Genomic DNA, 18,745 nt, shown 5'->3' with positions numbered 1-18,745 from the left:
ATCACGAGAACCATCATGGGACAGGAGACATCATCACACCAGAACATGGGGGATCAGAATGAGTACATATGTGATTGGGATGGATGGCGGGGGAAGCCATACACGTGTAGCATTAGCCGATGAGAACGGAAAGGTTTTGACTTATGTGCAAAAAGGCGGTTGCAACCGCTATCATGATGCCAATGCAGAGCAGAATGTATTGGAGGGCATTGCTGAAGCCATTCGCGGAGCTGGGTTAGAAGTGAATCAGATTGCTTCCATTCAGGCGGGGATGGCAGGCCTGGATCGGCCTGAAGATACAGTCTGGGCTGAAGCGTTACTCGCCCAAACCGGTATATTAGGCAGAATCAGCGCAGTAAATGACACACATATTGCACATACGGCAGCTTTTGACGGTGAGCCGGGCATTGTAGCTATTGGAGGCACAGGCTCTCTGATTCTGGGTAAAACGGAACAAGGGACCTGGCTCCGCAATGACCAGTTTGGCCACTATGCGCCAACAGCAGCTCGCTTTTTGGCTTATGACGCGGTGCATTCCATCCTTGCGGGACGTTATGGTCCGCAGGACCAACCCTGGATCGAACAGCTATTAGCCTATTGGAATGTAACTTCGATTCCGGAGCTTGCTGCACTGGGCGTATCAGGTTTTGCTGAAAATAGACAGGCCATCAATCGGATATTTGGTCAAATGGCTCCTTTAGTTACCGAAGCAGCAGCCGAAAATATTCCCCTTGCGGTCAGAGTATGTGATTCAGCAGCGGATACGGCCGTTGTGGGTATTCTCATGCTAGCATCATGTTTTGAAGATCAACAGGTGCGCATGACGCTTACAGGAAGTTGTCTGAGTACACCTTATATGGTGGAGGCTGTTCGAAAGGGGCTGGATGCAGCCTATAAACCGGGTGGACAACAGATTCATTACATTACCAGCCATGTGCCGGCAGTCGGAGGTGCGCTGCTGGATGCATATCATTTGGCAGGAATTCAGGTGCCGGAAGGCATCACGTCTGATCTCCAATCGGAACTGAAACGGCATACGACTTGAACTTTTAAAGGCTAACGACTACAATACGATAACGGAATCAAGCAAGGTATAGGAGGAATCAGGGTGTTAATTCAATTGAAATCACGCATACAGGAGCCGGAAGTACAGGAGCTGTTGTCCTACTCGGTCTTTCCCGACCCGGATCACCTGAATCGTGCGTTAAAACAGTATGTTGATAAGGAAGAGCTGCATTTGGACGGTTATGAAGACGAAGGCCAGCTGATCGGTCTGATTGGATATGAATCTACAGGAACGAGTGAGATCACCATTCATCATATTGCAGTTCTGCCTGAGAATCGTTTTAAAAATTATGGTCGTGGCATGATATCACAGGTGCTGGCCAAATATAACCCCGACAGACTGATCGCAGAGACCGATGTGGAAGCTGTGGAATTTTATCGAAATACCGGATTCGTAGTGTACAGCCTGGGTGAGCTGTATCCGGGTGTGGAGCGATTCCGCTGTGTGCTGGAAAAAGACGAGGAGCAAGACGAAGACTAGTAACTGTCTACTACTGTGTAACGTAAAGAGAGCATAATCATAACAGGATGTTGGATTTGGCGAAGCAGCTGAGTCGGACGTCCTGTTTTTTGTCGTTTGTTTAAAAAAAAATAGGAAAAACGTATTGCTTTGCAATATAGTTTCATTATAGAATAGTTTCATTGGAGAATAGTTCTATAAGTGAACTATATTTTGAGGGAAGGAGAATGAAGAATGAACACACCAGATGCTAGAAGTTTGGTTAACCGCTATTTGGATGCTTCTTTCCTGGTAACCAAACGGTTTGATACCCAGATACGTGAACGCTTGGGGCAAACGATTACTACTGATCAGTTCTGTGCACTTCGTTTGATCGAAGAGAAGCCGTTATGCACGCCCTCTGATCTGGCAGAGCTTTTATGTGTGGGCAAGAGCAGTATCACTGCTCTGGTTAACAAGCTGGTGGATCGGGATCTGGTCCATCGGGCCGGGGATGAGCGCGACCGTAGAGTGGTCTATTTGACTCTGACAGACAATGGACGTGAAGTATACAAGGAAACGGAACAGGAAATACAGCAGCTTCTGGAGCCGTATTTGGTCCATTTCAAACCGGAAGAGGTTCAGAATTTCATTGAATCTTTTGAGAAGCTGGCAGCTCTACTAACGCATGAAGGAGGACAGGTGAACGAATGAGAACGATTTTGAAAGCGCGATGGTGGTTGATGGGGCTATGGGTTGTTGTGGCTGCTGTATTAATGTTCACCGCCCCTAACATGAGTGAATTGATTCGGGAAAAGGGGCAGTTTTCGGTTCCTGAAGGACACTCTTCCACCCAGGCAGCGGCGATTTTGGAAGAAGCTGCAGCACAAAAGGGTGAGCAGCAGGGCAGCCAGTTGGCTCTTGTCTTTTATAATCCGGATGGTTTGGGTGCCGAGGGTAAAGAAGAGGCAGAACAGGCCGTTAAGAAACTGGAGGCAGAAAAGGAGAAGCTTGGCATTCTGTCCATACTGGAGCCTTTCTCTCAGCCTGAATTATCAGACAAAATGATCTCTGCGGATGGCAAGACGATCTTGACGTCGCTTTCTATTGATCAGGGAGACCGTACAGTCAAGGAAATGCGCAAAGACCTCAATGAAGCTTTGTCATCGGTCAATGTGGAGCATTACATAACCGGTAAAGGTTTGATTGATGAGGATACGGTGGAAAGTTCCCAAGAAGGACTCAAAAAATCGGAGTACATTACTGTAGTATTTATTTTGCTCATCTTGTTTCTTGTATTCCGCTCTTTTGTCGCTCCATTTGTTCCACTGCTTACGGTGGGGATCAGCTACATTGTTTCACAGCAGATTGTCGCGTTCCTTGTGGACGGACTTGACTTCCCTATATCGACGTTTACGCAGATCTTTATGGTGGCAGTCATGTTCGGGATCGGTACGGACTATTGCATCCTGTTGATTAGCCGGTTTAAGGAAGAATTGGCTCATCATGAAAATACTTGGGATGCCATTATTGCAACGTACCGCACAGCAGGCAAAACGGTATTCTTCTCAGCACTGGCCGTGCTGGTTGGATTCATTGCCATTGGTTTTGCGCAGTTTATGTTGTATCGTTCCGCGGTAGCAGTTGCTGTCGGTATTGCCGTGATGATGCTGGCATTAGTCACGATTGTTCCATTTTTCATGGCAGTACTGGGCAAAAGGTTGTTCTGGCCTTCCAAGGGTTCACTGGAACATGCCGAGAGCAAGATTTATGGTGCAGCCGGCCGTTTCTCCCTAAAACGTCCATGGGCAGCCCTTCTCATCGTTGCAGCGGTATGTGTGCCTTTGCTAGCAACTTACGATGGCAAACTGTCGTTCAACAGTCTCGATGAGATTGGTGAGAAATATGATTCGGTCAAAGCATTCAATATCATTTCGGACAGCTTCGGTCCGGGTGAATCCTTACCGGGTCAGGTCGTGATCCAGAATGATGAAGCTATGGATAACGCCAAGTACATGGCGCTCGCTGAAAAAATCAGCCGGGAAGTGGAGAAGGTGCCAGGGATCTCTGGTGTCCGCAGTATGACACGTCCAACCGGTGATGAGATCAAGGATTTTGAAGTGACACAACAAGTAGGGACATTGTCTGATGGTTTGGGCGAAGGTAAAACGGGTCTGGATAAAATCCGTGATGGCCTGAGCGAAGCCAGCAGTCAGTTGAGCAAAAATGAACCACAACTTAAAGAAGCTGCGGATGGGGCTGGAGAACTGACCAAAGGTACTTCCCAATTGCAGTCTGGTATTACACAGTTGTCGGAAGGACTTCAGCAGATTGAAAAAGGAATTCGTGACGGCTCCTCGGGCGCCGGTGATCTAAAAGCAGGTCTGCAGAAAGCCAAAACGAGTGCAGATCAACTTGCACAGGCCAACAATCAGCTGCTTCAAGCCTATCGTCAGGCAGGAGCAGGTGTCGCAGCGCTGGGTGATGGTGTAGGTGAACTGCAACAACAACTCAAAGGTGTATCTACAGCGTTGACCAGCTTGAATGAATCGTTCACAGCGCTTGAAGAGCGCTATCCTGATTTGCTGCAAGACGCCGATTATCAGCGGGTCAAAGGCACCCTTGGTGAAACAGGTACCGGCACGGCACAGCTTGCTCAAGGTTTGGGTCAAATTCAAACCAAGCTGGGAGAAGCCGCGGCTGGAATTAATCAGGCGAACGTTGGCTTTGCCTCCGCAGCTTCCGGACAGAAGGCACTTGCCGATGGTCTGGGTCAGATTGTGACGGGAATCAGTCAGTTGCAATCCGGTCTCAAACAGGCCGCTGACGGTCAAGGTAAAGTGATTAGTGAAATTCCTTCAATTCAGAAAGGACTTGGTCAGCTTCAGGGTGGCCAAGAGAAAATTCAGCAAGGCTTCTCGGATCTGAGTGGTCAACTGACTCAATTGACAGATGGTCTTAATCAGAGTGTAGATGGAATCGAACAGGTTTCAGGTGGACTCGATTCAGCACAGGACTACCTGACACAATTGCAAAACTCTCCTGATTCCGATCTGGCAGGCTGGTATGTTCCTGAAGAAGCACTGAATAGTAAAGACTTTACACAGGTATTCGATACGTATCTGTCCAAAGATCGGAAAACGATGACGATTGACGTTATTTTTGCGGAAAATCCATATGGAACTGAAGCGATTGATCGTGTTCCGGATATTGAAGCTGCTGTACATCGTGCCGTACAAGGTAGTTCACTTGAAAAAGCGGATATTGCAATTGGTGGGGTAACCAGTACCTTTGCAGATCTGCAGGAAGTCTCCAACAACGACTACACGCGCACAGTTATGCTGATGCTTGCAGGAACGTTTATCATTCTGGTTCTGCTGCTCCGTTCAGTTATTATGCCGCTGTATCTGATCGTTTCGTTGTTGCTGGCGTATTTCACATCGATGGCCCTGACTGAAGCGATCTTTGTGAATATACTTGGGTTCTCGGGTATCAGTTGGGTTACGCCGTTCTTCGGCTTTGTCATGCTGATTGCACTGGGTGTGGATTACAGCATCTTCCTGATGGACCGTTTCAATGAGAACAAAGGTATGAGAGTCCAGGATGCCATACTGTACGCCATGAAAAACATGGGTACGGTCATCCTGTCTGCAGCCGTCATTCTGAGTGGTACCTTTGCCGCAATGTATCCATCGGGAGTTCTTTCGATGATGCAAATTGCGACGGTTGTACTCAGCGGACTGATCTTGTATTCTCTGCTATTCCTGCCATTCTTCGTTCCTGTAATGGTGAAAATGTTTGGCCGTGCCAACTGGTGGCCATTCCCGAACAAGGAACAGGCAGATTCCGTTGATTCGGATCGTAATATAGGCATGTAATGTAAAATGATATATGAAAGCCCCGCTGGATCCCCGGCGGGGCTTTCTGTGTTGTTTTGAACAATCTTTTATGAAACGGACAAATAAATGTGTATGCCTACGGACACCATCCCGCGCCTTGTCTCCGTTACTCTCATACGATATATAGGAATTGTATATGGAGTGGTTTATAACACAGCAGAGAGGGGCGGCGGGATGGTATATCGATATGTGGCTATAGGAGATTCATTAACGGTAGGTACAGGAGCGCTGCTGGGCACCGGCTTTGTTCCTTTATATCGGAGAATGGCAGAAACGAATGTGCGTACGTTTGTATCCATGGAGAATTTGGGCGTGAATGGACTTACGTCAGGGGAAATGCTGCAGATGATATCCAACAATCCAAGAGTACGCCAATCACTGCGTGAGGCGGATATTATTACGTTGTCCATTGGTGGGAACGATCTCATTCGTACATTCAAAGCAAGTGGCGGGATCCCGAATGCAAGTAAAATGACACAGGTGCTTGGGGATACTCGCAGTAACGTGTCCCAGATTATGAGGCATATCCGGCAGTTGAAAGGAAACAGTGTATATATGGTCCGTACGATTGGGTTGTACAACCCGTATCCGCAAGCGGCGGAAGCTGCATATTGGGTGCGGCAGTATAATTCCTTTCTGAATAGTGCAGGATCGGGGAACTATGCCTGTGCTCAGGTCTATGACCGGTTTGAAGGGCGTGAACGTGAACTGTTATTTTGGGACAGGGTTCATCCAAATGCAAAAGGCTATCGCGTGATTGCAGAACAGCTGAATCGTACAGGGTACTATCCATTTGCCTGATCAGCAGGCAGTTAAGCTTAGAATGACTATTCACTTGGAGCTGACTAGACCGTAAGAAATACTTCCGTTAAGATGAGGACATATAGAGGTTGTATTATGTGAGGTAAAGGAGTTATTTTTGGTGCACATCATCGATTCAGGTTCCCTAAATGATTCAGAACAGCAGCTCATATCCAAAGTTTTATCCTCATATGGCTTCACGTCCAACTGGAAAGCTCAGCGTGGAAAGGGAGGCATGAACAACTCTACCTTCATGGTAGAGATAGACGAAGAATGTTACGTGCTGAGGCAGTATGAAACGCATAATGATCAAATGAAAATTGCTTTTGAACATGAGGTGCTGTCTGCCTTGTCACGTTCAGAGTTTGAGCTTCATGTGCCTGCGCCCGTTAGCCTTCCTGATGATAAGCATGCAACATTTCTAGCTGTGCAGGATCGTTCCTCGGGCCGGAGCAAAATTGTGACGTTGTTCCATTATCGTGAGGGACATAATCCCGTGTGGAATACACCAGAGCAGCTGCGCGGACTGGGCAGGGCGGCTGGCATGCTGTCTTCCGTTATGGCGCGCCTTCCCATATCCCTGGCCCCCGTCTATCCGCCCTATTATCAGATTCAGGAGGCTTACCCGCTCTGTTCACCGGAGAAATTGTTACAACTATGCACCTCACCCCCGGATACGCTGATGGCATGTGCAGATGATCTGCAGAAGCTGAAAGTTGTATTGCCAGACTTATTCAATACGCTGCGAGGTATGGAGCTTTTGCCACATCAATTGGTCCATGGAGATTTAAATGCATCCAATGTATTGGCAGACTCTCAGGATATCATATGTGCTATTTTGGATTTTGAATTTGCCACATGGGATCTGCGGGTAATGGAGCTTGCTGTGCCCATGTCTGACCTGCTGACGATGGACAAGGAGCAGGCATGGATGTGGGAGGCTTTGGAGGGAATGATTCAGGGATTCAGGCAACAGGTCAACTTGGAACCAGAGGAGCTGAACGTGATTCCAGCGCTTATTTTACTTCGAAGTCTGGATGTGGTGATGCATTTTATCAGTCGATTGTTCGAAGGTACAGATGGGCCTGAAGTGGCTGTGCAGCAAATCAGGAAGCTGAGGGATCGGATAGACTGGATGAAAGGTAATGAGGAACGGCTGCGTAAGCTGCTGATTTAACTCTGCAACATGTGGATGTATAACAAAAGAGCACTGATTTCTGCCTTGAGGCAAGAATCAGTGCTCTTTTTATTTGGTGAAATATTTATCACGAATGAATGGAAGGGATGCGTACATTGCAAATTCACGACGTCGAATCCAATGTCCAATCTAACGTAATCAAGTACCCTTACAGTCCACGCTTGCGGAACCAGCTGCGTACAGCCCAGCGACGCTCCTGCCGCTTCTTATATTTTGGCAGGGAGCGATACACGTTCAGTGATTGCTCATAGGCTTGCTTGGCATCTGCGGTACGTCCAAGGGAGCGGTACACCGAGCCGAGCAGATAATACGCTTCACTGGATGAGGAATGAATCTCCTGGAATTGCTGAACGTATGCTAGCGCTTTGTCCCGGTGGCTATCCTTGAATGCACCTGCAAGTGTCAGATAAGGACGCCCATATTTCACTCTTGGATTAATATCCAGTGCCTGTAAAATATGACGCTCCCCTTCTTCCGTTTGGCCCAGATGAAGTTCAGTTGTGCCCAGCGCCTCCCAATATTCGGCTGATTGCTCGTAGGGACGTTCCAGTTCGAGCAACAAGGAATGAGCTTCGCTATAACGTTTGCGTTCAATCAACAGACGGGCCAGATCCAGCTTGGAAGAGACTTCATTCGGACTCATGGCAAGCTGCTGCCGGAGCCGTGAGATGTTACGCATACGTTTAAGTGGCTTCATGAAGCTTGGCATCACCCCAACATAGCGACGATCCAGGAAATACAGAATGATGAGGAAAATAATAACCGCCAAGAATGGATTGCCTACAATCCGCCACAGCAGGCCAAAGATTAGAAATTTAATCAGCACGACAAAGTCAACTCCATTTATGATGTAATCGCATTTCGAACACTTAAAATATATTTGGATTGGTCCAGCGGGTTAACTCCTCTGCGCTTCCGCGTATGGGTCTGATCCGAAGGACAATTCTGGTACCCGGCAAAAGAAGTCGTGAGTACACCGCGTCCGCTCGTCTCTGAACGCAGCTTCACCGGATAATCCATGGAGCTTGCCAGAGGCATACGTCCTTCAACGATGCATCGTCCGCCTCCGATGATCGGCGCTTCAAAGGTTGCTCGCATATGTACCAGATCACTAAGCGCTTTGCCGCCGTACTCCTCCGGAACCGTTAACCGGAAATTCAGGATGGGTTCCAGCAGGGTTGTACCTGTGTTTGCCAACCCATCCATAATTCCCATTGGCGTAGCTACTACAAAATCCAGGGGATGGGTATGCCAGACATGGTGCTCTCCTTCGATTAGCGTAATGCGCAGGTCGGTAACTTCCCATCCCAACAATCCCTGAGATAGCGCTTCGGGAATACGGCGTTCTACTTCATTCTGATAACGGAGCAGGAGATGATCCGTCCGGACAGTGGATGAGTAGATCAGACCGCTGCCACGTGGCAAAGGCTCAATGCTGAATCGAAGAATGGCCCAGCAGGGCTTGGGCATCGTATATGCGATGAATCCTTCCCCGGAAGAACGAGGGGTTTCCTTATAGATGACGGACGGTGGGTCAAATACGACATCCAGTCCGAAACGACTCATCAACAGGCTGGACAGAATCTCAAGCTGAATGGTTCCCATGACTTTAAGATGCAGTTCCCGTTCTTCAGGCAACCATTGCAAATCGAGTAGAGGATCTTCATCCGTCAGCTCTTGCAATGCCGCTACAAGGTCAGGATAACGAGCTGTGTCTTTACCATGGACCTGCACGGTCAACAAGGGAACAGCCAGCTGGGGTACAGGAGGCACACCTTCGGGGCTGCCAATAATATCACCAACATGGGTTTCGCTTAGTCCGTACAGTGCGGCGATCTGTCCGGCATGAACAGCACCGGTATCCGCCCATTTCCGACCATCCATTCGGCGAATCTGTGTCACTTTCTCTTCCAGCTTCCGAGTGGAGTTATAGATCGTATCCCGATTATGCACGCTGCCACCATACATGCGAACATAGGCTGTACGGCCCATCGTTTTATCCCGTTCAATTTTGAATACAACCCCGGATACTGAAGGTTCTTGAGGCTGTGCAGGTGCAGGAAGAAATTCGATGATGGCATCCAACAGTTCGGTTACGCCGATCCCTTTGCCAGAAGCACCATAACAAATGGGGAACACTTCGCCCTGATGCACCTTTTTGCGAAATGCTTCATCTAGCTGGTCAGCAGGTAGCGTTTCACCATTAATGTAGGCTTCCATCAGATCTTCGTCCAGTTCGGCAAGTAATTCAAAAAGGCCAGGGATAGATGAAGAAGAACCCTTCACTTGCGTTTGGCTATCATTCCATAAGGAGTCAATGCCCTCAAATACATCTTCATTCATACGAAAGGATTGGACCTCGCATACGAAAGGAGATAGGCTGGAGCGGATCTGATCAATAACCGTCTCAGCAGAGGCACCAACCCGATCCATTTTGTTCATATAAATCAGGGTAGGAATTCCAAGCGAGCGGAGAGCATGCCAGATGGTCTCGCTTTGGGATTGGACCCCTTCCACGGCGGACACAATCAGTACGGCTCCGTCCATAACACGCAGGGCTCGCTCTACCTCAGAGCTGAAATCGATATGTCCCGGCGTATCAATCAGATCAATAATCGTATCTTTCCAGATCAAAGAGGTCATAGCTGCCTGCACGGAAATGCCTCGTTCCTTTTCAATATCCAGAGAGTCTGTGGCTGTAGTTCCGTCATCTACGCGACCTGGAATGCGTACGACACCGCTTTGAAATAACATATGTTCTGTCGTTGTTGTTTTCCCTGCATCGACGTGTGCGAAGATGCCGATATTTCTGCGATTCAATTCGTTTAACATGGGATGTAAGGCTCCTCTGGCAGCAGAAACGCATCGTTTCCGACATTGTAATTCAGTATTATAACATACCACACGAATCGTATGGAAGAATATGTTACACACAGACAAATCTCTACATTTCAGGATGTCGTGACAATCACGTTTGATCCTGATTCTTCATGGTTTTACGGTAGGCAGCGGGTGTGGTACCCGTCAGTTTCTTGAATTGTCTATAAAAATGGGGCAGGCTCTCAAAACCGCAAGCATCGGCAACAACGGCCATCGTCTCATCACTTCGAAGCAGATGCTCTTTTGCCATAATGACCCGGCGGGCCAATGCATAGTCAGTTAGTGTCATGCCGGTATACCTTTTGAAGGCACGGCTGAAGTGCGCCGGGGATACGGCTGCTTGCCGTGCCAGTTCCGGCAAGGAAAGGCCACTGCGCAGCTCTTCATCCATATGAGCCAGTGTAGAGGAGAGCCAGCTTGGTCCAGGAACAGTTCTGGCAGGACTTGCAGGACCAACTGCCTCCAATCGCTCCAGATATATAAGTAAGAGCTGCAACCGCAGCAGAGCGGCGTGGGCACTCAGGTGATGTTCTAACTGGAATTCTGCATGAATGTCGTCAATTAATGCAGCCACCTGTGCTTGCTCCGTGGCTTCTAGATGCCTCTTGTACACTCTGCGTTTGCGGCAGCGTTCAAATAGAGAGAGCATGGCTGACGCACTGCCTCCCGCTGTGGAGGCCAGTAATCCTGGACTGAAGAACAGGGCCGACGAAGTCACCGGATTCCCGGCATCCGGTAATGCGCGGTGTACCGTGCTGCCAGGAATGATAAACAAATCGCCCTCCTGCATGTCTTCAAGACCAGTATCAATGAAAATGGTGCCCTGACCCCGATATACATAAATAATTTCATGCCAGTCATGAAGATGATCCGGCAACTCGTTCTGGGGGGACTTGGTATCTGCATACACCAGACGAAAGGGAATCCCCGATTCCGCCTGAATGGTTGTACGAACGGGCGAACGTTCCATTCGATCTCCTTTCAAAACAGTGCTAACAAAAAAGTGGTTACATCTGATCATGAAAGAGTACATTTACCGCAATATAAGCAATTAAATTTCCTTTTATTGATGATACAATGAATTTAAAGCGTTTTCAATGGAAGTGTAAGCAGCTGTTTCTGTGCAGCGGGACATCTGATATTGACAAATAAAACGATGAGGTGAGTGTTCATGTCGGCGAGCACGAAAATACCACGGCTAAAGCTGAATCTGCTTGGAAGTGATAACCAGCGCAAATGCAAAGAAGTGATGGAACGTCCCGTAAAGGTACTACAGATTGGGGAAGGCAACTTTTTGCGTGGGTTTGTAGACTGGATGCTTCATGAGAGTGCCAGACAAGGCAAATTCCATGGCAGTGTTGCCGTGACCCAACCTCGACCTGGGGGAAAGGCAAAGCTGGAACAAATTCGTGATCAGGATGGATTGTACACGATGATTACCCGGGGACTGTCACAGGGAAAAGCAGTGGAGCGTACAGAAATGATCTCGATTTTTTCACAGTGTATTAATCCGTACGAAGAATGGCAGGATTTTCTGAAACTAGCGGAATTGCCCTCCCTAGAGTTTGTCATCTCCAATACAACCGAATCGGGATTGAAATATACGTATTCAGAGTACACGCAGGGTGAGCCGGTACAATCATTTCCAGGTAAACTGACAGTCTTCTTGCATCAACGTTATCTGCGGTTTGATGGGGACCCTTCCCGAGGATTGATTCACCTGCCGTGTGAGTTGCTTGAGGGCAACGGGGATGTACTGCGCAGTTGTGTGCTGCGGCATAGTGAGGATTTTGGTTATTCTGAAGGCTTTCGTTCATGGATTGAGAACCATAACTTGTTCCTGAACAATCTGGTTGACCGGATTGTCACGGGTGCACCGACTACGGAAGAAGCCGATTCCCTGACCAATCGCTGGGGATACGAGGATCGACTGGTCAATACGGCTGAGCCATATCATTTCTGGGCCATTCAGGCAGATGAAGTACTAGACAAGAAACTCCCCCTGAAACAGGCGGGGCTCAACGTACATTGGGTGAAGGATTTGAAACCTTTTCAGTTGCGCAAAGTTCGTATTCTGAATGGTGCTCATACTCTCATGTCATCGCTCGGCATTCTGCAAGGCAAGGAATATGTGAGAGAGACGATGGAAGACCCAGAGTTTGGCTCTTGGGTCAGAGAAGCGGTACATCAGGAGATCGTGCCTGCACTGGATATGCCGGATCATAATCTGGATCAGTACGCAGGGGAAGTGTTTGAACGTTTCCTCAATCCGTATATTAATCACAAGCTGCAGGATATTGCATTAAATACAGTAGGAAAGTTCAAGGTCCGTGTGCTGCCTACACTTTTGGCCTATGAGCAAAATCAGGGAACCTGGCCTGACCGGCTCGTAAAGGGGTTTGCGGGATTATTGTGTCTGTATCGTCCAGTGAACACGCCGGATGGTTATATGGCACAGCGACTGAATGGTGAATCTGTCCTGCTTCGGGATGATGCGGATGTACTGGCTGCACTCGCCAAGCATTGGGATAGTTATGATCCTTTGAAGCGGGATAAGCAGCAATTAGACCAGAGTGTCGCTGCTGTATTATCTGATGTATCGATCTGGGGAGAGAATCTGGATGATCGAGAGGGGCTTCGCGAAGCACTCGTTCACGAAATTGGTTTGCTGGAAGGTGAGAGTTAATGAACACAACACGTACAGTTAATGACTGGATCGCGATTCAACCGCAGGATGATGTCATTATAGCTCTTCGGGATTATGTAAAAGGGGAACATATTACCCTGCCAGACAGCACTGCTTTTACATTAAGGGAAGACGTACCCAAAGGCCATAAAATTGCTGTGCATACCCTCGCACCGGGTGAGGATGTGATGAAATATGGTTTTTCCATTGGGATAGCCAAGGAACAGATCGAACAGGGTAGCTGGATTCACAGTCACAATCTGAAAACAGGACTTCACGGTTTACTTGAATACCAGTATCAGCCGGGACCACCTGTCCAGACGGACATGCCTCCTGAACATCTGCGTTCATTTGATGGATATCTGCGCCCTAACGGTGAAGCAGGTATTCGTAATGAAATCTGGATTGTAAATACGGTCGGCTGCATTAATAAAGTGTGTGAGGCTTTGGCTCGGATGGGCCAGTCTCAGTTCGGCAGCAGGGTGGATGGCGTATATCATTTCCCACACCCGTTCGGCTGCTCGCAGCTTGGAGATGACCTGAAATATACGCAGCAGGTATTGGCTTCCCTGGTGGAACACCCGAATGCTGGCGGCGTGCTGGTCATTGGTCTGGGTTGCGAAAATAATCAGGTAGACCAGTTCCGCGAATGTATCGCACCGGAATATCAGGGGAAAGTCCGTTTTCTCAAAGCACAGGAAACAGATGATGAACTTGAGGAAGGACTGCGTCTGATGGAAGAGCTCGTGGAGCTCGTCGAACATGAACAGCGTCAGCCGCTACCTTTGAGCAAGCTCAAAATTGGATTGAAGTGCGGCGGTTCGGACGGTCTGTCCGGGATTACGGCGAACCCGCTCGTAGGCTCCGTTGCGGATATGCTGGTTGCTGCCGGAGGTACGGCCATATTGACCGAAGTTCCCGAGATGTTTGGTGCAGAGACCATTCTGATGAATCGGGCGGCCAATGAGCAGGTATTTGATGATTTGGTAGACTTGGTGAACGGTTTCAAACAATACTTTGTGAACCACGGTCAGAATATATATGAAAATCCTTCACCAGGGAATAAAGCAGGCGGGATTACCACGCTGGAAGAAAAGTCTTTGGGATGTACGCAAAAGGGAGGACGTTCTTCGTTAGTTGATGTACTTCGTTACGGCAAACGTGTCACTCAAACCGGCCTGAACATTGTGGAAGCTCCGGGGAATGATCTCGTGTCTGTTACAGCACTGTCAGCTGCGGGTGCGCACATTGTTCTTTTCACGACAGGTCGCGGAACGCCGTTTGGAGGCCCGGTACCTACCGTCAAAATTGCAACCCAATCTGACCTCGCAAATCGGAAAAAGCACTGGATCGACTTTAACGCGGGTCAACTGCTGGAAGGGAAGACGATGGAGGACGTGAAAGTGCATCTGTTCAGCCAACTGATCGATATTGCTTCAGGACGGGCGCATACACTCAGCGAGCAGCATGGATTTCGGGAGATTGCGATATTCAAGGATGGAGTCATCCTGTAATTGTATTCGTTCGTTGCTTTATATCTGTTGCATGTATGGTAAAATTATATACAATAAATCCCGGTGGCCCTCTTCGGCTACCGGGATTTGTTGTTCAAAGGGCGTTTCAATCACTTTATGGCAAAGGATTTTTTGATTTTGGTCAGTGCGGCAGCAGAAGTGTGTTTCTCCAATTGTTGTACCAGAAGTTCGCTCGCATCTGCAACGCTGCCCTCAAACGGTTCAATACCTTGACGCTTCATCCAGCAGCCTGAGGTCTCATAAGCAGAGCTGTTCCAAGCCACCTTGCCTTCAGCGAGGCCTTCTTTTTCTTTGGTGCCGCAGATGACAATGGCACACATGCTTTGAAGGTCCAGCAGCCCCTGATCAAATGCTTTTTTGTCCTCTTTGGCTCCAAAACCTGCCAGTGAACGTAATTTCCGTCCATCAATCCCCTCCTGCTTCTCGATTATCTCATACAGTTTGAATGCTTCTCGAGAGAGGAGACCCGCGTCATATTGTTCTTCCATGACTCTGGAGTCCGCTAGCAGACGGTGCACCCATGGGAAGTATTCGCGTGAGACAAGAACGGCTTTCTTTTTGAGAAATTTGCCGTAGGCAGCGATCCCTTCCTCAGCCAGACGTGAACGCCACAACCAAGGATCAAGCTCGTTATCCTTGTGCCAGTTTTCTTGAGGCGTTATAGAGGACAATGAAGGGTATTCAGGAAATAAAGGGGCGAGTGGGAGCAGTCCCACAGCCTCTATTCGCTGCACAGCTTCTTCGTAAGTAACGATCGATTCATGCTCATTCATCATGATTTGGCAGGCTCCTTTTTAGCGTGTGTTACAACGATTATTGTTGGAAGTAAGATACTTCTGGTAGACTTCCTCGGCATGTTTGCGAATATCGCAGCGGAGGTTCTCGGGTTCAAGTACTTCTGCTTCACGTCCAAGTCGATAAAAGAATCGTACAGCCCAGGCCCACTCACCAGGAGGGCAAAGAAAGGACAGTTCCCAGACATCCGGAGCAATCTCGGTCATCCGTTCTCCAATATGCTTGTCCTGTTCTGCCTCGATCATTCCGCTGTAACTCAGACGTGCGGTAACACGGGTCGGAGAAGGATCGGGAGATTTCGGTTTGCTGCGCTGTCGCTTTGCCTTTTCTGCCAGCTGTTGTGATTCAAGCAGCTCAACTGGCGTAACGTCCAGAATGCGGTCTGCCCTGAACAGGCGCTGTTCACCGTGCTCCTCCGAATACGCTTCACAATACCAGAAACCGGCTGAAGCATAGACTCGAATGGGGCAGATTGTTAGCCAGCGTTGACGGGAAGCAGAGCGGTACAACATACGCAGCCACCCTTGTTCCGGGATACAAGCCAGAAGCGGTTCCAGATGATGAAGGATGTAGTTTCGCTCGGGAACATCATGCTGCAGTTGTTTGAGCATGGGGTCCATCCTTGCTTTGACATCCTCCGGAATAATGCTTTTGATTTTGTCCATTAATGTCCAGCGCTTCTCTTGAAAAGGGGTATCTGCATAATGGCTTAGGCCTTCGAGAGCAAAGATGAGAGTAGCTGCTTCAACCGGGTCTAATTGCAGTGGGGGCAGTACATACCCCTCCATAAGTCTGAAGCCGCCTCCGGGACCGGAGATAGCAATAATCGGGACATTCATCTCTGAGAGAGATTGGATATCCCGCAGGATGGTACGGCGGGAAACTTCAAACTTTTCTGCAAGTGAATGTGCCGTTTCGTGACCGTGCTGCAATGCCATAACGATGGCGGCAAGCCGATTTGTTCTATTCATGTCAGCCACTCCGTTTCGAGGGTTGCGCCGCCGGAAAGGATGCTGGAGTATTCCTCTCATTGTAGCAGTGTATAAGTGACATCATGATTGTCACCAATATTTCGCAGCATTATATTATTTATTTTTTACAGTGCAGCGCCTACTTTAGGAGGGTCGCTTCCTTTTCCCGGCGGGGCGTCGTTAAATTGTGTGTCTCGTCCAATTCGCTTCGCTTCTCGGTATTTCCTTCTAACCGATAGCCTCACAAATAATGACAAAAACCCGTATCCGGTCTAAACGGATACGGGAAGTAGCAGATTGAAACAAGTTCAATCATATAATACTTTAAATTTTAACAATTGACACGTTTTTAAGCCACGGATAGTGATCGGTGCGATTTCCATGTAACATGTTGTATCATTAATTTTCGAATATTATTTCATTTCAAGCAGCTGCACACCACGTCCTTCAATCTCGATCGTACCTGAAAGTGACCGATCTGTGAGCAAATCATGAGCCTTAGCTTTGCCCAAATCATAGGATTGAGTGGTAGCATTGTGATTCATGACAAACAGGTACTGTTGTCCATCCTTGGTACGAGCAGTCACTTCAACACCTTCTGGAGTATCCAGAAGAGAAGCAATATTTTTGTTTGCAGCCAGTTGTCCCAGCAAGCCGTCCAGGAATCGATCTTCCGGATCGGAAGCTACATACCAGGCTTCACCTTGACCAAAGGTGTTACGGGTTACCGCAGGCATGCCTTTGTAGAAATCGTCCCCGTACTCGGCAATGATATCTGCACCTTCACTGTGCAGCAAGTCACACAACATGCCGCAACCAAATTCTCCTTCAAGATCCCCATAAGCCTCTTTCATGACAATACGGTTTCTTTGCTCAGGCAGCAGTGCATCAATTTCTTCGACCCAGATACCGAGCAGTTTGCGAAGTTCGCCAGGATAACCACCGGTTGTTACGATGTCACTCTCATTGACGATACCACTGAAGAAGGTTGTCAGGAATGTACCGCCTGCTTCAACAAACTTCTCCAGCTTGGCCGCAAAGCCTGGTTTAACCATATAGAGTACCGGAGCGAGCACGATGTCGTATTTGCTGATATCGGTATCCACACTAACGATGTCCACCTGAATGTTGCGGCGGAAGAAGGCAGCGTAGTATTTGTGAATTTGATCTACATAGTTCAGTGCAACCGTAGGCCCGCTGGATTTCTCGATTGCCCACCAGTTATCCCAGTCAAACACAATCGCCACTTTGGCATCCACGGTAGCATCCAGCGTTTTGTCTCCCAGCAACTGCAATTCCTTGCCCAGCTCCGCGACTTCACGGAATACACGGGTATGTTCATGGCCGACATGTTCAATAACTGCACCGTGATATTTCTCGCAGGCGCCAACCGAACGGCGGAGCTGGAAGAACATGATCGTATCCGCGCCATGAGCAACGGACTGGTAGCTCCACAGGCGCATAACGCCTGGGCGTTTCAATGAGTTATAAGGCTGCCAGTTTTGCTGGCTTGGTGTCTGCTCCATGAGCATGAACGGCTGTCCGTCCTTCAATCCACGCATCAGATCATGAGCCATAGCTGTGAAACTTACCGGAGTCGCAAGACCCGGATAGCTGTCCCAGGAGACGATATCCATATATTTAGCCCATTTGAAATAATCCAGCTGTTTGAAGAATCCCATCAGATTGGTTGTAACGACCGAATCCGGGATATGTTTTTTGATCGCATCATATTCCAGACGGTAACAATCAAGCATACTGTCGGAGTTGAAGCGGGAGTAATCAAGCGAGATGCCCTGGAAGGTGGAATTGTTGTTTCCCCAGTGCTCACTCAGATTGCTTGGCAGTACAATCTCATCCCAATCGTAGAATGTGTGCCCCCAGAAATTGGTGTTCCATGCCTTGTTGAGCTGCTCCAGGGTCTGATAACGTTCTTTGAGATACACGCGGAACGCTTTCTCGCAGTTATCACAATAACAGTCGCCGCCATATTCGTTGGAGATATGCCATACAAGCACAGCCGGGTGATCCTTGTAACGTTCCGCCAGCTTGTCTGCAATTTTCTCGGAGTATTTGCGGTAGGTTGGGCTATTCGGACAGGAGTTATGCCGTCCACCGAATTTGCGTTTGCGTCCATCGGCATCCACACGCAGTACATCCGGGTATTTCTTCGCCATCCATGCTGGATGGGCAGCAGTGCTTGTCGCGAGACAAATGTAAACACCGCTTTCATAGAGACTGTTAATTAACTGGTCAAGTCCTTCAAAATTATAAGTAACTTCATCAGGCTGAATCAGTGCCCATGAAAATACGTTGATGGTCGCAATATCAATACCTGCCAATTGGAACATGCGCAGATCTTCAAGATGTGTCTCATGATCCCATTGTTCAGGGTTATAGTCGCCGCCGTAGAACATTTTGGGTAACTTGCTGCTAATCAAATGTGTTCACCTCTTGTATAAGAATAAATCTATAC

At 48.4% G+C, this 18,745-nt stretch carries 14 protein-coding genes; 8 read left to right on the top strand and 6 right to left on the bottom strand.

Features of this window, described 5'->3' with window-relative positions:
- Positions 1-58: 58 nt before the first annotated feature.
- The 6 genes from HP548_RS09905 to HP548_RS09880 all read left to right on the top strand — a co-directional run bounded on the left by HP548_RS09905 (position 59) and on the right by HP548_RS09880 (position 7,381).
- The gene (locus HP548_RS09905; RefSeq protein WP_175381561.1) at positions 59-1,045 is read left to right on the top strand and encodes an N-acetylglucosamine kinase; all 987 of its coding nucleotides are present in this window, start codon (positions 59-61) and stop codon (positions 1,043-1,045) included.
- A 63-nt stretch (positions 1,046-1,108) separates the two neighbouring features.
- The gene (locus HP548_RS09900) at positions 1,109-1,546 is read left to right on the top strand and encodes a GNAT family N-acetyltransferase (protein WP_175381560.1); all 438 of its coding nucleotides are present in this window, start codon (positions 1,109-1,111) and stop codon (positions 1,544-1,546) included.
- A 213-nt stretch (positions 1,547-1,759) separates the two neighbouring features.
- Entirely contained in the window at positions 1,760-2,218 is a 459-nt protein-coding gene (locus tag HP548_RS09895) for a MarR family winged helix-turn-helix transcriptional regulator (protein ID WP_175381559.1), read from the top strand.
- Positions 2,215-5,382, top strand: a complete 3,168-nt coding sequence (locus HP548_RS09890; protein ID WP_175381558.1) for an MMPL family transporter — start codon at positions 2,215-2,217, stop codon at positions 5,380-5,382. The genes HP548_RS09895 and HP548_RS09890 overlap by 4 nt, the downstream gene beginning before the upstream one ends.
- A gap of 195 nt (positions 5,383-5,577) precedes the next feature.
- A complete protein-coding gene (locus HP548_RS09885; protein ID WP_076289455.1) occupies positions 5,578-6,204 on the top strand; it encodes a GDSL-type esterase/lipase family protein in 627 nt (208 codons plus the stop codon).
- A 121-nt stretch (positions 6,205-6,325) separates the two neighbouring features.
- The gene (locus tag HP548_RS09880) at positions 6,326-7,381 is read left to right on the top strand and encodes a phosphotransferase (RefSeq protein WP_175381557.1); all 1,056 of its coding nucleotides are present in this window, start codon (positions 6,326-6,328) and stop codon (positions 7,379-7,381) included.
- A gap of 169 nt (positions 7,382-7,550) precedes the next feature.
- On the opposite strand, the gene HP548_RS09875 is transcribed toward HP548_RS09880, so the two are convergent.
- The 3 genes from HP548_RS09875 to HP548_RS09865 all read right to left on the bottom strand — a co-directional run bounded on the left by HP548_RS09875 (position 7,551) and on the right by HP548_RS09865 (position 11,252).
- On the bottom strand, positions 7,551-8,228 hold the full coding sequence (locus HP548_RS09875) for a tetratricopeptide repeat protein (RefSeq protein ID WP_175381556.1): 678 nt from the start codon (positions 8,226-8,228) through the stop codon (positions 7,551-7,553).
- A gap of 17 nt (positions 8,229-8,245) precedes the next feature.
- The gene (locus HP548_RS09870; RefSeq protein ID WP_175381555.1) at positions 8,246-10,234 is read right to left on the bottom strand and encodes a GTP-binding protein; all 1,989 of its coding nucleotides are present in this window, start codon (positions 10,232-10,234) and stop codon (positions 8,246-8,248) included.
- A gap of 136 nt (positions 10,235-10,370) precedes the next feature.
- On the bottom strand, positions 10,371-11,252 hold the full coding sequence (locus tag HP548_RS09865) for an AraC family transcriptional regulator (RefSeq protein ID WP_175381554.1): 882 nt from the start codon (positions 11,250-11,252) through the stop codon (positions 10,371-10,373).
- A 201-nt stretch (positions 11,253-11,453) separates the two neighbouring features.
- Between HP548_RS09865 and HP548_RS09860 the strand changes: the two genes are divergently transcribed.
- Both HP548_RS09860 and HP548_RS09855 read left to right on the top strand, forming a co-directional pair.
- On the top strand, positions 11,454-12,968 hold the full coding sequence (locus HP548_RS09860) for a tagaturonate reductase (RefSeq protein ID WP_175381553.1): 1,515 nt from the start codon (positions 11,454-11,456) through the stop codon (positions 12,966-12,968).
- Positions 12,968-14,482: a UxaA family hydrolase gene (locus tag HP548_RS09855; protein WP_175381552.1), complete on the top strand. Its 1,515-nt coding sequence runs from the start codon at positions 12,968-12,970 to the stop codon at positions 14,480-14,482. The genes HP548_RS09860 and HP548_RS09855 overlap by 1 nt, the downstream gene beginning before the upstream one ends.
- A 110-nt stretch (positions 14,483-14,592) precedes the next feature.
- On the opposite strand, the gene HP548_RS09850 is transcribed toward HP548_RS09855, so the two are convergent.
- The 3 genes from HP548_RS09850 to HP548_RS09840 form a co-directional block, all read right to left on the bottom strand.
- Positions 14,593-15,279 carry an AlkZ-related protein gene (locus tag HP548_RS09850; protein WP_246318012.1) on the bottom strand — a complete coding sequence of 229 codons (687 nt, stop codon included), beginning with the start codon at positions 15,277-15,279 and terminating at the stop codon, positions 14,593-14,595.
- Positions 15,280-15,297: 18 nt separating this feature from the next.
- Positions 15,298-16,269 carry a helix-turn-helix transcriptional regulator gene (locus HP548_RS09845; protein ID WP_175381551.1) on the bottom strand — a complete coding sequence of 324 codons (972 nt, stop codon included), beginning with the start codon at positions 16,267-16,269 and terminating at the stop codon, positions 15,298-15,300.
- A 413-nt stretch (positions 16,270-16,682) separates the two neighbouring features.
- The gene (locus tag HP548_RS09840; protein ID WP_175381550.1) at positions 16,683-18,710 is read right to left on the bottom strand and encodes a beta-galactosidase; all 2,028 of its coding nucleotides are present in this window, start codon (positions 18,708-18,710) and stop codon (positions 16,683-16,685) included.
- Positions 18,711-18,745 lie beyond the last annotated feature (35 nt).

The sequence above is a fragment of the Paenibacillus taichungensis genome, from assembly GCF_013359905.1.
Taxonomy (GTDB): Bacteria; Bacillota; Bacilli; order Paenibacillales; family Paenibacillaceae; genus Paenibacillus; species Paenibacillus taichungensis.
The sequence above is the reverse complement of the archived record's forward strand: the minus strand, read 5'-3'. Positions and strand labels throughout refer to the sequence as shown.